This window comes from Frankia sp. AgPm24 (assembly GCF_023243055.1).
In the GTDB taxonomy this organism is placed as follows: domain Bacteria; phylum Actinomycetota; class Actinomycetes; order Frankiales; family Frankiaceae; genus Frankia; species Frankia umida.
This window is the reverse complement of record NZ_JALKFW010000199.1, coordinates 32018-45798: the sequence shown is the minus strand read 5'-3', so window position 1 is coordinate 45798 and position 13781 is coordinate 32018. Positions and strand designations below refer to the sequence as shown.

The window sequence follows — 13781 nt, the reverse complement described above, 5'->3', positions numbered from 1 at the left end:
CGTTCGGGGGCACCCACGCCAGCGACTCGTTCGTATCCGCCGCTGCACCAGCCCGACTGTGGACGTACCCCGTGGCCGGCGGACGTACGCCGTGGGTGGAGCGCGATGCGCCGCGGAGCCGGCGGATAGGTTGGATCGCGGGCCACGCCGCACCGTGAGCCGCCAGTGAGCGTGAGCCCGCGCCCTCGAGGCCGAGCCGACGAGTCCGAGTGAAGGAGCCTCCGCTGACTCGATCCCACCCGGCGCCGCGCCACGGCGCGCACGCCGGTTCCACCGTCACCGTCCGGGCTCCAGCCAAGGTCAACCTGCATCTCGGTGTCGGACCGCTGCGTCCGGACGGGTATCACGACGTGATCACCGTCCTTCAGGCCGTCTCCCTGTTCGACGACCTGACGGCCACCGTGCCAGCGACCGCCCCGGGCACGTCGACGACCGCCAGCACCGCCACGGCCGTCGACCAGCCGGGTTCTGACACGTCCACCGGCCTCGAGATCACCGTGGGGGTGACCGGCGAGGGTGCCGCCGGGAACGGGCCGGCCACGTCCACGCCGGACGTGTCGATCGTCCCGACCGGGCTGGACAACATCGCCGTGCGGGCCGCGCACCTCGTGGCCGAGGCCGCCGGGATCACCTCCGCGCGGCTCCACCTCGCCCTGACCAAGGGGATTCCGGTCGCCGCCGGGATGGCCGGCGGCAGCGCGGACGCCGCAGCCGCCCTCGTCGCCTGCGACGCGCTGTGGCAGACCGGTCTAGACCGGGCCACCCTCGCGGAGCTGGCCGCTCGCCTCGGCAGCGACGTCCCGTTTCCGCTGGCCGGCGGCACGGCCCTGGGAACCGGACGAGGTGAGCAGCTCACCGATGTGCTGGCCACCGGCGAGTACTACTGGGTCTTCGCGCTGGCCGACGGCGGGCTGTCCACGCCCGCGGTGTACGCCGAGTTCGACCGGTTGTCCGAGGGCAGACTGCGCAGCGGGCCGACTCCGGCGGACGACGTGCTGGCGGCGCTGCGCACCGGGGATCCGCGCCAGCTCGGCGCGGCGCTCGTCAACGATCTGCAGCCGGCGGCGCTGCGACTGCGTCCGGCGCTGCGGCGGGTCCTGTCGACCGGCACCGAGCTTGGCGCGGTCGGCGCGATCGTGAGCGGCTCCGGTCCGACCTGCGCCTTCCTCGCGGCGGGCGCCACCGAGAGCATCGAGTTGGCCGCGAGCCTGGCCGGGATGGGCGTGGCCCGTGCGGTCCGTCGCGCCGCGGGCCCGGCCGCCGGTGCCCGGGTCGTCGCCGGTGCGGGCACCGGTCCGGCGGGTCCCACGGGCGACGGACCATGAGTGTCTGGCGGCTGAGCTCGACGAACGTCCACTCCGATGATCGAATCACCCGAAGGGCTGGGATGCGCTAGTGGCTGTGCCGTTGGTGGGCGCCGAGGCGCTGCACCTGGAGTACCCGACCCGAGTGGTGTTCGGTTCGGTCACCGTCGGAGTGGTCGAGGGCGACCGGATCGGGATCGTCGGGCGTAACGGGGACGGCAAGTCCAGCCTGCTCGGGATGCTCAGCGGCCTGATCGAGCCGCACGGCGGCCGGGTGACCCGCCGGGGCGGGGTGCGCGTCGGGGCGTTGTCGCAGAGCGATGACCTGGACTCGGCGCTCACCGTGGGCCAGTCGATCGTCGGGGATCAGCCGGAGCACGAGTGGGCCGGCGACGCCCGCATCCGCGACGTCATCGGCGGACTCGTCACCGACCTGCCCTGGGAGGCGCGGATCGGTGAGCTCAGCGGCGGTCAGCGACGCCGGGTGGCCCTGGCCACCCTGCTGATCGGCGAGTGGGACGTGATCGTGCTGGATGAGCCGACGAACCATCTCGATGTCGAGGGCATCTCGTGGCTGGCCGAGCACGTGAAGAACCGGTGGGCGCGCAACTCCGGCGGGCTGCTGGTGGTCACCCACGACCGCTGGTTCCTCGATGAGGTCTGCACGCAGACCTGGGAGGTGCACGACGAGATCGTCGAGCCGTTCGAAGGTGGTTACGCCGCCTACGTGCTCCAACGGGTCGAACGCGACCGGATGGCCGCGGCCACCGAGAGCAAGCGGCAGAACCTCATGCGCAAGGAGCTGGCGTGGTTGCGCCGGGGCGCGCCGGCCCGCACGTCCAAACCGAAGTTCCGCATCGACGCGGCCAACCAGCTGATCCAGGACGTGCCGCCGGCCCGTAACCCGGTCGAGCTGCAACGGCTGGCGGTCACCCGCCTGGGCAAGCAGGTGATCGACCTGGAGGGTGCCGGGGTTCGCTACGGCGACCGGGAGGTCCTGCGGGACGTCACCTGGCGGATCGCGCCCGGTGAGCGCACGGGCATTCTGGGGGCCAACGGCAGCGGCAAGTCCACGCTGCTGGGCCTGATCGCCGGCACGGTGGCGCCGACCTCCGGGCAGATCAAGCGGGGTAAGACCGTCCGGCTCGGCCTGCTTGACCAGCAGTTCTCCCAGCTCGCGGAGATCGGCGGTGACCGGGTGCGCGAGGTGTTGGCCCGCACCCAGACCACGTTCACCATCGACGGCCGCGACACGACCCCGGCGCAGCTGCTGGAACGGCTCGGTTTCGCCCGCGAACATCTCCAGGCCCGCGTCGGCGAGCTTTCGGGCGGGCAGAAGCGGCGTCTGCAGCTGCTGTTGCTGCTGCTCGACGAGCCCAACCTGATCGCCCTGGACGAGCCCACCAACGATGTGGACGCGGACATGCTGGCCGCGACCGAGGACCTGCTCGACTCGTGGCCGGCGACCCTGCTCGTGGTGTCCCACGACCGTTATCTGCTGGAACGGGTCACCGACCAGCAGTACGCGATCCTCGATGGGCAGCTGCGGCATCTGCCCGGCGGCGTGGACGAGTACCTGCGGCTGCGCCGTGAGCAGGCATCCTCGCGCGCGCCGGGCGAGAGCGCGTCGAAGGCGTCGCAGCCGGGGTCGGGTTCCTCCGCGCTTTCCGGCTCCGAACGTCGGACCGCGCAGAAGGAGGTCTCGGCGATCGAACGTCGCCTCGACAGACTCCAGGCCGAGATGACGAAACTGCACGCCCGGATGGCCGACCATGACCAGAGTGACTACGCGGGCCTGCAGAAGCTCACCGGTCAGGTGCGCGCCGCCGAGCGGGAGACCGTCGAACTCGAGGAGCGCTGGCTGGAACTGTCCGACCTGATCGGCTGAGGACATGTGCCGGGCGACGGGGCGCGCAAGAGGAACCGTCTGACGCTGGGCGAGCGTACGTCGATGCCGGCCGGGCCACCGGGCCGGCATCGACGTACGGATGGTCGCCGGTCAGATCACGACGCGGCTCCCTCCGGGGTGGCGGGCCGCGCGGTGACGCGCTTGGCGGCCAGGCGGGCCGGGTCCGGCCAGCGGACGTCCCAGACCACGTGGGTGATCTCCATCAGTTTGATCAGGTAGAAGCTGGTGTCGATCTGCCAGGGCCGCACGCCGTGGCGGGCCGAGGTGGGCTCGGCGTGGTGCAGGTTGTGCCAGGACTCGCCCATCGACAGCAGGGCCAGCGGCCACACGTTCGTCGAACGGTCACGGCTGCGGAACGGGCGGGTGCCCAGCACGTGGCAGATGCTGTTCACCGACCAGGTGACATGGTGCAGCAACGCGACCCGCACCAGACTCGCCCAGAAGAACGCCTGCGCGGCCGCCTCGAACGAGCCACCCCACAGCCCGCCGATCAGCGCCGGCGCGGCCAGGCTGGCGAAGGCGCACAGGCCGAACGCGCGGCTGACCCGGACCAGGTCGGGATCGTCGAGCAGATCGGGGGCGAACCGCCGCTGGTCGGTCTGCTCGACGTCGAACAGCCAGCCGACGTGCGCGTGGTACAGACCCTTGAGCATCGGCAGCGTGCCGGGGCCGTAGCGCCACGGCGAGTGCGGATCACCCTCGGCGTCGCTGTAGGCGTGGTGCCGCCGATGGTCGGCGACCCAGCGGATGACCGGCCCCTCGATCGCCATGTTGCCGGCGACGGCCAGCGCGATCCGCACCGGACGGGACGTCCGGAAGCCTCGATGGGTGAGATAACGGTGGAAACCAACCGTTACGCCGTGGCCGCTGATGCCGTAGAACACGACGGCGAGGATGACGTCCCGCCAGGTGATCCAGTGGCCCCACAGAGCGGGAATCGCCGCGATCAGCGCGACCAGCGGCACCAGGATCACAAGCAGCAGCGTGATCTGCTCGGCGCGGGCCTTGGCCATGGACCGCGGCACGGTCGCGTGGCCCTCGGCGTTGGCCGGATCGGCCCGCCGCCGGGACGCCGAACCGTCCTGCGGGCCGGGTTCGTCGTCTGGGCCCCGACCGTCGTCGAGGCCCAGGGCCTGCTCGAGCGCCTGGGCGTCCTCGAGTGGCTGGGCGCCGGCGGCCCGGGCGGCATCGCCCGGCACCCGGCCGTCCCCGGGGCTTACCGTGTCGGTAGCGGTCATGGCCTCGTTCCGTCCGTCGCGGCAGGTCAGTGCACCGGCGGGTCCCATGACCGGCGCAACACGGTCACGGTAGCCCGCCGATATGACAACAGTCCCCACTGTCGACGTCCAGCACGCAAACCGGCGGACATGTGGGCCGACGGAAGCACAGAAGCCGGCCCGAAACCGACCCGGTGCCCACAGTCACCCGCCATCGCTGACGACCCGGCTCGCGCGGGAGCGATCACCGCCTGCGGCCAGGAACGCTACCGCCCTGCTCACGGGGCTGACCCCGAGCAGACTTTCTCTTCTAGGGGACCCTCGATGGTAGAGTTGACGTGTTTTCCCGCAGTCCGCCGTAGTGTAATAGGCAGCACAGGAGATTTTGGTTCTCTTAGTCCACGTTCGAGTCGTGGCGGCGGAGCACTACCAGTAATACCATCCACAAGAATTCATCGAAAGCACCGTGGCTGGCCGGTCACCCCGGGCCGCCGTTTCCGGGGCCGTGGTGGCGTCGGTGTCCCCCCGGTGGCAGCCGGCTGATCGCGTCGGCGGTGTGCCCGCCCTGCCGGGAGACACGGGGTGGGCACGGTACTGTGTCGGCGTCGCCCCATCGTTGTGTCGACCGAGGATTCGGGGGGATCGTGTGACACCACCACGACCGGCAGCCGTAGTCGTTCTGGCGGCAGGTGAGGGTCGGCGGATGCGTTCGTCGCTGCCCAAGGTCCTGCACCCCCTGGCCGGTCGTACCCTGCTCGAACACGTCCTGCACGCCACGGTCGCGCTGGACCCGACGCACACCGCGATCGTGGTCGGGCATGGCCGCGAGCAGGTCACGGCGATGCTCGCCGAGCGGGCACCGAAGGCCGTCACCGCCGTGCAGGAGCGCCAGCTCGGCACCGGGCACGCCGTCCGGGTCGCGCTGGAGGCGCTGAGCACCCCCGCGCAGGGCCCGTCGGCGGGGCTCGCGGCGGCGGTGGGGCTCACCGGTGACGACACCATCGTGGTGCTGCCGGGCGACACCCCGCTGCTCACCTCGGCCACGCTGAGCGCGCTGCTCGACCAGCACCACCGCGGCCAGGCCGCGGCGAGCGTGCTGACCGCGGTGCTCGAGGACGCCACCGGTTACGGCCGGGTCGTGCGTGCCGGCGGCGGCGACGTGCGGGCGATCGTCGAGCAGCGTGACGCCGACGCCGCCACCGCGGCCATCCGGGAGATCAACACCGGGGTCTACGTCTTCCAGGCTGGCCCGCTGCGTTCCGCGCTCAGCCGCCTGACCACGCAGAACGCCCAGGGCGAGGAGTACCTGACCGACGTCATCGGCCTGCTCGTCGGCGACGGCGCGGTAGTCACGGCGCTGGCGGTGGCCGACCCGGCGGAGGCCACCGGGGTCAACGACCGGGTGCAGCTGGCGGCCGCCGGACGGGCGCTGCGCGATCGTCTGGTCGACGCGGCGATGCGCGGCGGCACCACCGTCATCGACCCGCAGACCACCTGGATCGACGCGGACGTCACCCTCGAACCCGACACCACCATCGCCCCGCACACCTTCCTGCACGGTCACACCCGGATCGCCAGCGGCGCCGTCGTCGGCCCGGAGTGCACGCTCATCGACACGGTCGTGGGCGCCGGTGCGACGGTCGTACGCACGACGGCGGAGCGCTCCGAGATCGGCGCCGGCGCCACCGTCGGCCCCTACAGCCATCTGCGCGGCGGCACCCGACTCGGCCGCGAGGGCAAGATCGGCTCGTTCGTCGAGACCAAGTCCGCCCACCTCGGGGACGCCACCAAGGTCCCCCACCTGGCCTACGTCGGCGACGCGGTCGTCGGCGACCGCAGCAACATCGGCTGCACCACCGTGTTCGTCAACTACGACGGCGTCACCAAGCACCGCACGGTCATCGGCTCGGATGTGCGGATCGGCAGCGACACGATGCTCGTCGCACCGGTCACCATTGGTGACGGCGCCTACACGGGTGCGGGTTCGGTGATTCGCGAGGACGTCCCTCCCGGCGCCCTGGCCATCCGCGAGGGCCAGCAGCGCAACATCGAGAACTGGGTGGCCCGTCGCCGCCCCGGCACACCCGCCGACCAGGCCGCCACCGCGGCCCGCGCGGCCGTCGGCGGCCAGGGTGACGTGACGCACAACCAGTCGGAGACGGCCGGCATCACTGGCGTTCCGGGGGCTGAAAGCAGAACGTAGAAGCGATCGTCCCAACGCTACGACCAGCGGAGGGAGTCCTGACGCCCGATTCGTCCCCAGGATGTTCGGGGCCTGCGCACGTCCCAGTCGTCCGGCACGCCCGAGGAGAACGTGGTGGCCTACCAGACCGAGAACCGGCGCAACCTGATGCTCTTCGCGGGACGATCGCACCCGGATCTGGCGGCGGAGGTGGCGGCCGAACTTGATGTGACGCCGGTACCGACGAACGCCTACGAGTTCGCCAGTGGCGAGATCTTCGTCCGGTTCTCCGAATCGGTCCGCGGCTGCGACGCGTTCGTCCTGCAGTGCCACACGGCACCGGTGAACACCTGGCTGATGGAACAGCTGATCATGGTGGACGCCCTCAAGCGCGCGAGCGCGAAACGGATCACCGTGGTCGCGCCGTTCTACCCGTACGCCCGCCAGGACAAGAAGCACCGCGGCCGGGAGCCGATCTCCGCCCGGCTGGTGGCCGACCTGTTCAAGACCGCCGGCGCCCACCGGCTGATGTCCGTCGACCTGCACACCGCGCAGATCCAGGGTTTCTTCGACGGCCCCGTCGACCACCTCTTCGCGTTGCCGCTGCTGGCCGACTACATCGAGAACAAGCTCGACACCTCCGAGGTCACGGTGGTCGCGCCCGACTCGGGGCGGGTGCGGGTCGCCGAGCGCTGGACCGACCGGCTCGGCTGCCCACTGGCGATCATCCACAAGCGTCGCGACCCGGACGTCCCGAACCAGGTCAAGATGTTCGACGTGGTCGGTGAGGTCCGCGGCCGTACCTGCGTCATCGTCGACGACATGATCGACACCGCCGGCACGATCACCAAGGCCGCCGAGTCGCTGCGGGCGCACGGTGCGTCGAACGTCATCGCCGCCGCCACGCACGGGGTGCTGTCCGGCCCGGCCGCCGACCGACTGAAGAACTCCGAGATCAGCGAGGTCGTCCTCACCAACACGCTGCCCCTGAGCAGCGAGGCCCGCATCGACAAGATCACCGAGCTGTCGATCGCACCGCTGCTCGCCGCGGCGATCAAGGCGGTCTTCGAGGACGGCTCGGTCACCGGTCTGTTCGGCGGGGACGCCTGAGCCAGGTTCCGCCGCCCCCTCCGTAGACTTCCCTGCCATGGCAGCGGAACAGCCGAAGGTGTCGCTCACCGGTATCAAACCGACCGGTGAGCCCCACCTCGGGAACTACATCGGCGCGATCCGGCCGTCGCTGGAACTCACCGAGACCTACGAGTCGATCTACTTCATCGCCGACTACCACGCCCTGACCTCGATTCGTGATGGCGCGGAGCTGGCTCGGTACACCCGCTCGGTGGCGGCGACCTGGATCACACTCGGCCTGGACCCGGCGAAAACAATCTTCTACCGGCAGTCCGACGTCCCGGAGATCTTCGAGCTGTCCTGGGTGCTGTCCTGTGTCACCGCGAAGGGCCTGATGAACCGGGCCCACGCCTACAAGGCCGCCCGCGACCGCAATGTCGAGAACGGTGTAAAGGACCTCGACGCCGGCATCAACATGGGGCTGTTCAACTATCCCGTGCTGATGGCGGTCGACATTCTCATCATGAACACCGATGTCGTGCCGGTCGGCCTGGACCAGTCGCAGCACGTCGAGTACACCGCCGACATCGCCGGCACCTTCAACCATCTGTACGGCGGGGACTTCACCCTGACGGTGCCCACGGGCATCTACCCGGCGGGCGTGTCGGCGAAGTCACTGCCTGGCACGGATGGTCGCAAGATGAGCAAGTCCTACCGGAACACCATTGCGCTGTTCGCCCCCGAGAAGCAGCTCCGGAAGCTGGTGCGCGGGATCGTCAGTGACAGCACCCCCGTCGACGAGCCCAAGGATCCGGACACTTCCGCCGCCTTCGCCCTGTACGAGAACTTCGCCGCCGCCGAGGCGGTCAAGGACATGCGCGCCCGGCTGGAAGCCGGCGGCACCGGCTGGGGCGAGCTGAAGAACACCCTGTTCGAAACGCTCAACGACTGGCTGTCGCCGTTGCGCGAACGCTACGACGCGCTGGTGGCCCCCGGCAGCGAACTCGACGCCATCCTCGCCGACGGCGCCGAACGCGCCCGGGAGCGGGCCCGTCCCGTGCTCGCCGGTGTCCGCCACGCGGTCGGCATCACCACCGGCTGACCTCGCGGCGGGCCAGGGCCAGCCTGCAGTAGGCGTGGACGTCGAGGGTCTCACCGCGGGCACCTGGATCGACGCCGGCGGCCTCGGCCAGCGCGGTGGCCCTCGCCGGTGAGCCGGCCCAGCCGGCGAGGGCGGTACGCAGGGTCTTGCGGCGCTGGGCGAAGGCCGCGTCGACGGCGGCGAACACCTCCGCGCGCAGGTCCGGCGGGCCCGGCGGCACATCCCGGCGGGTGAAGGCGACCAGGCCGGAGTCGACGTTCGGCTGCGGCCAGAACACCGGCCGCGGCACCCCGCCCGCCCCGCGGCTGTGCGCGTACCAGGCGAGTTTCACACTCGGCGCGCCGTACACCCGGCCGCCCGGGGTGGCGGTGAGCCGGTCGGCGACCTCCGCCTGCACCATCACCAGCCCCCGCCGCAGCGACGGAAACCGCTCGAGCAGCCCGAGCAGCAACGGAACCGCGATGTTGTAGGGCAGGTTGGCCGCCAGCACCGTGGGCGGCCCCGCCGCCAGATCGGCGGGCAGGTCCGCCGGGACGACCCGCAGCCCGTCCGCCAGCACCACCCGCAGCTGTGCGCAGACCTCCGCCGGCAGCCGAGCGGCCGCCGTCGCCGGCAACGCACCCGCCAGCACCGGATCCACCTCGATGGCGACCACCGCCCCCCGCGGCCCCGCCGCCTCGGGCCGTCCGGCCACGTCGGGCCGTCCCGCCGCGTCGGACGGTTCCGCGGAACCGGACGGCAGCGCCGGACCGGCCGGTCGCGTGGCACCGGGACGCTCGGCGGCGACGGCGCTGACCAGGCCCAACGTGAGCGAACCGAGGCCGGGGCCGATCTCCAGGACGCAGTCGCCGGGGCTGACCCCGGCCAGCCGGACCAGCCGACGCACGGTGTTCGGATCGACCAGGAAGTTCTGCCCGCGGCGCTTGGTCGGATGCACGTCCAGCGTCTGCGCCAACGCCCGCAGATCCGCCGGGGCGAGCAACCCCTGCAGCGGCGGCACGACCGAGGCCGAGGATGCCGAAGACGCCGAGGACGCGGACGGCGGTGGCGAACCGGTGCCCGGCGCGGCGGTGCCTACCAGGGCCCGAACACCCGCTCGGCGTTGGCCGCGATCGCGGCTCCCAGTTCGGCGACGCCGACTCCGCGGGTCGCGGCCAGCACGCGCAGCGTCAGCGGGATGAGGTACGGCCCGCCGGGACGGCCCCGCCACGGCACGGGCGTCAGGTAGGGGGCGTCCGTCTCGACGAGCAGCAGGTCGGCCGGGGCGACCAGAGCGGCCTCCCGCAGGTTCGCCGCGTTCTTGAACGTCACGTTCCCGGCGAACGACATCACGTAGCCGGCGTCGGCGCAGACCTTCGCCATGGCCGCGTCGCCGGAGAAGGCATGGAAGACGACCGTCTCCGGCGCACCCTCCTCGGTGAGGATGCGCAGCGTGTCCTCGTGGGCCTCGCGGTCGTGGATCATCAGCGCGCGGCCGGTCTCCTTGGCGATCGCGATGTGCCGGCGAAAGCTCTCCTGCTGGCGGGCGTGGCCTTCCGGCGGGGTACGGAAGTAGTCCAGGCCGGTCTCCCCCACCGCCCGAACCTTGTCCTTGCGGGCTAGTTCGGTGACAGCGAGATACGTCTGTTCGCTCACGCCCCGGGACGCCTCGTTGGGATGGATCGCCACCGCGGCGTAGACCTGCGGGTGGGCCTCGGCGACCTCAACCTGCCAGCGGCTCGTCGCCAGATCCACCCCGACGGTGACCGCGCGGGTCACGCCGACGGCGGTGGCGGCGGCGAGCGCGGCCTCGACCTCGCCGTCCATAAGGTCGAGATGGCAGTGACTATCGACCACCGCGACGGGCAGCGGGTCGGGCGACGGCGGCGGATCACCGCTACGACCGGAGCTTCGGGTCAGCTCACCCACCACCTTCCGCCTGACGTGTCGTGACCTGGCACCCTGATGCCCATGGTCGTGCTGGCGGACGACGCGGGGCCGTGCGATCGCCGGGCCGTCCACGCGATGTCAGGAAATTCTACGGGGAGCTTGCGGCGTCCCGCGGCCCGGCCCAATCGGGCATGGGACGCTTATCGGGTGAACCACTGCAAGGATTCCCTTCGATGACGACGCCGCTGACCGTCGCGCTCGTGACTCCCCTGACAGGCCCGAATGCCGCCCAGGGTCTCGCCGGGCTGCGCGGTGTCACCCTCTGGGCCCGGGACGAACGCCTGCCCGCCCCCTGGGACGAGGTGAGTCTCACCGCCTACGACGCCCATCCTGAGCCGGCGGCGGCGATGCGGGCGGCCGCCGCGGCCCATCCCGATGCCCTGCTCGGGCCGTACGGCAACCGTGCGGCCCTGGCCGCCTACGGGGCGACCGACCGGGTGGTGTTCAACACGGGCGCGCCGTCCACCCGGTTCGTCCGGCAGGCGTTCCCCAACGTGGTCAACATCGCCGCGGCCACCTCGACCTGGCCGCGCGGCGTCCTGTCGCTGGTGCGCGCGAACGACCGGCGGGCACGCAAGGTGGTGCTGCTCGCCTCGGGTGACAACGCTGTCGAGATCACCTCGTTGACCCGGGCGGCGGCCGCGGCCCAGGCCTTCGAGGTCACCTCGCACGTCTTCCCACCCGGACGCGCCACGCTGGCGGCCAGCCGGCTGCCCCCCGGCGACATCCTGATCGTGCACGCGGCCCCCGACGACGAACTGGCCGCGGCGAACATCCTGCTGCGCCGGCCGTGGCGGGCGGCGGCGTTCTCCACCGCGGTCAGCGCGCAGGCCACCGCCAGCCTCGGCGACCTGCGCGAACGTCTGCTCGCGCCGGGCAGTTGGCTACCGGAGAGCACCCGGGCGACCTCGACCGGCCCGACCGCCCGCGAGTTCACCGCCGACTACACCGAGCTCCACGGCGTCGCACCGACCGAGACCGCCGCCTGGGCATACGTCAGCGGTCTGATCCTCGGCCGGGCGATCCGCTTCTGCGGTGGCATCCAGGACACGTCCGTGCTGGCCGCGGCCCGCGGCATCGACACGACCACCCTGCTCGGACGGTTCCGCCTGGACGAGGCGACCGGCCTTCAGGTGGGCCATCAGATCCCGATCGTGCAGTGGCAGGACGGCATCTCCCACACGGTGTGGCCGCGCGACGCCGCCCGGGCGACCTTCGCCCACCCCCGTCTGATCACCCGCTCCCCCGCCATCGCCCCGCGTCCCGTCACCCGCTGACCCGCTGACCCGCTGACCGGCGGCACCGCGCGCCGCGGCGGTGGTCCGGCGCGGCGTTACGGCGGGTGACGCGCCTGGCGGGTGTGAATGGTGGTTGGCTCGGCCCAACCGACGCGAGGACGGGAGGCGTCATGGTGTCCCCACCATCCGACGACGCGCCGCCCGCCGCTCCCCCGGCGGTGCGGGGACGGCGGCGACGGCTCGTGCTGGCGGGTGTGGCGGGTGTGCTGGCGATCGGGTTCACGCTGGCGACGGTGCGTCTGTTCGTCCTGCCGCACCGGGACGCACCCGCGAAGGCGGACGCGATCGTCATGTTCGCCGGCAGCACCGGCCGGCTCGAACGCGCCGTCGCCCTGGCCCGGGCGGGCTACGCACCGGTGCTCGTCGTCTCCACGCCGACGGCGGACGACCCGTGCCCCCGCGGGCTGACCGAGGTCGAGGTGATCTGCTTCGCGCCCGTACCGCTCACCACCAGGGGCGAGTCACGCTGGCTGGCCGCCGCCGCGGCCCAGCGGGGCTGGCGTTCCGTCCTGGTGATCACCGCGACCACGCAGACCACCCGGGCGCGGCTGCGCCTCGAGCGCTGCTACCACGGCGAGGCCCGGATGATCAGCGTCGCGCCGCCCCGCGGCATGTGGCCCTACATGATCGCCTACGAGTGGGCCGCGATGGGCAAGGCGCTTGTGCTGCAGCGCGGCTGCTGACCGGACGGCCCGTCCCGATCAGCGGCCCGGCCGGGCGGGGCGGGCGGCGATCTCGGCGGCGTAGACGTCGTTGCGGGACAGCCCGTAGTCGGCCGCGACGGCCCGTCGGGCCTCCTTGCGCGACATCCCGGTCGCCGCCCGCCGCTCCACGTCCGCCGCCAGCACCTCGGCCCGCACCGTCTCCCCCTGCCCCGGCGGCGTCTCCCCCTCGACGACATCAGCCCCGAGGTCGCCAGCCCCGAGGTCCGCCCCGACGCCAGCCATGGCAGCGATGGCAGCCCCGGCAGCGGCGGGCACCGTCACGTCGGCGGGCACCGTCACCTCGGCGGGGGGGCCGGTGAGGATCGTGGGGGGTGGTCGGCGGGGGGCGCCGGCGAGGACGAGGGTGAACTCGCCGCGGATGACCCGACCATCGGTGGCCCAGGTGAGCAGGTGGGCCAGATCGCCGCGGACGATCTCCTGATGGGTCTTGGTCAGCTCCCGGCACAGCACCGCGGCCCGCTGCGGCCCGAAGGCGACCGCGAGGTCGCGCAGTCCGGCCTCGAGCCGGTGCGGGCTGTCCAGGAACACCATCGTGCGGGATTCGGTCCGCAGTTCCCGCAGCCGGGTCCGCCGGTCGGCGCCGCGGCGCGGCAGGAAACCCTCGAACGTCCAGCGGTCGGATGGCAGGCCGCTGACCGCGAGCGCCGCCGTCACCGCGGACGGGCCGGGCACGACGGTCACCGTCATCCCGGCGGCCGCGGCCGCGGCGACCACCCGGAAGCCCGGATCGGACACCGCCGGCATCCCGGCATCGGTGACCAGCGCGACCGTGTCACCTCGGCGCAGATGCTCGGTCAGCTGGGCCGCACGGGCGCCTTCCACCGCGTCGTAGCAGGACACGATGCGTCCTGTGATGGTCACGCCGAGCCCGGCCGCCAGACGCAGCACCCGGCGGGTGTCCTCGGCCGCGATCACATCCGCTGTGGCCAGGATCTCGCCCAGACGGGGGCTCGCGTCCCGCACATCACCGATGGGTGCACCACAGAGCACCAGGGTCCCGGACACCCGACCAGTGTCGCAGGCGGTAGGACCTACCCTGATCGG

General features: G+C 72.1%; 11 protein-coding genes. 7 read left to right on the top strand and 4 right to left on the bottom strand.

The window, feature by feature from the left end:
• Positions 1–224: 224 nt before the first annotated feature.
• Positions 225–1325 carry a 4-(cytidine 5'-diphospho)-2-C-methyl-D-erythritol kinase gene (locus tag MXD61_RS16820; protein WP_248814420.1) on the top strand — a complete coding sequence of 367 codons (1101 nt, stop codon included), beginning with the start codon at positions 225–227 and terminating at the stop codon, positions 1323–1325.
• A 70-nt stretch (positions 1326–1395) separates the two neighbouring features.
• Positions 1396–3192: an ABC-F family ATP-binding cassette domain-containing protein gene (locus tag MXD61_RS16815; protein WP_248814332.1), complete on the top strand. Its 1797-nt coding sequence runs from the start codon at positions 1396–1398 to the stop codon at positions 3190–3192.
• Between the two features lie 116 nt (positions 3193–3308).
• Here the strand turns inward: MXD61_RS16815 and MXD61_RS16810 are convergent, their stop codons facing one another.
• A complete protein-coding gene (locus tag MXD61_RS16810; protein ID WP_248814331.1) occupies positions 3309–4451 on the bottom strand; it encodes an acyl-CoA desaturase in 1143 nt (380 codons plus the stop codon).
• Positions 4452–5076: 625 nt separating this feature from the next.
• Here MXD61_RS16810 and glmU point away from each other — a divergent pair.
• From glmU to MXD61_RS16795, 3 genes are all read left to right on the top strand, one after another.
• Positions 5077–6633: a bifunctional UDP-N-acetylglucosamine diphosphorylase/glucosamine-1-phosphate N-acetyltransferase GlmU gene (gene glmU, locus MXD61_RS16805; RefSeq protein ID WP_374629077.1), complete on the top strand. Its 1557-nt coding sequence runs from the start codon at positions 5077–5079 to the stop codon at positions 6631–6633.
• Between the two features lie 114 nt (positions 6634–6747).
• Complete coding sequence (locus tag MXD61_RS16800) at positions 6748–7722, top strand: ribose-phosphate diphosphokinase (RefSeq protein WP_308222775.1); 975 nt, start codon at positions 6748–6750, stop codon at positions 7720–7722.
• A gap of 37 nt (positions 7723–7759) precedes the next feature.
• Entirely contained in the window at positions 7760–8785 is a 1026-nt protein-coding gene (locus MXD61_RS16795; RefSeq protein WP_248814327.1) for a tryptophan--tRNA ligase, read from the top strand.
• On the opposite strand, the gene MXD61_RS16790 is transcribed toward MXD61_RS16795, so the two are convergent.
• Together MXD61_RS16790 and MXD61_RS16785 are read right to left on the bottom strand one after the other, a co-directional pair.
• A complete protein-coding gene (locus MXD61_RS16790) occupies positions 8772–9776 on the bottom strand; it encodes an rRNA adenine dimethyltransferase family protein (protein WP_374629092.1) in 1005 nt (334 codons plus the stop codon). The genes MXD61_RS16795 and MXD61_RS16790 overlap by 14 nt on opposite strands.
• Positions 9777–9859: 83 nt before the next feature.
• A complete protein-coding gene (locus tag MXD61_RS16785; RefSeq protein ID WP_248814412.1) occupies positions 9860–10684 on the bottom strand; it encodes a TatD family hydrolase in 825 nt (274 codons plus the stop codon).
• A 203-nt stretch (positions 10685–10887) separates the two neighbouring features.
• On the opposite strand from MXD61_RS16785, the gene MXD61_RS16780 reads away from it, so the two are divergent.
• Positions 10888–11991, top strand: coding sequence for an ABC transporter substrate-binding protein (locus tag MXD61_RS16780; protein ID WP_248814321.1), 1104 nt, complete (start codon positions 10888–10890; stop codon positions 11989–11991).
• Positions 11992–12122: 131 nt separating this feature from the next.
• The gene (locus MXD61_RS16775; protein WP_248814318.1) at positions 12123–12695 is read left to right on the top strand and encodes a YdcF family protein; all 573 of its coding nucleotides are present in this window, start codon (positions 12123–12125) and stop codon (positions 12693–12695) included.
• Between the two features lie 18 nt (positions 12696–12713).
• On the opposite strand, the gene rsmI is transcribed toward MXD61_RS16775, so the two are convergent.
• A complete protein-coding gene (gene rsmI, locus MXD61_RS16770; RefSeq protein ID WP_248814317.1) occupies positions 12714–13742 on the bottom strand; it encodes a 16S rRNA (cytidine(1402)-2'-O)-methyltransferase in 1029 nt (342 codons plus the stop codon).
• Positions 13743–13781 lie beyond the last annotated feature (39 nt).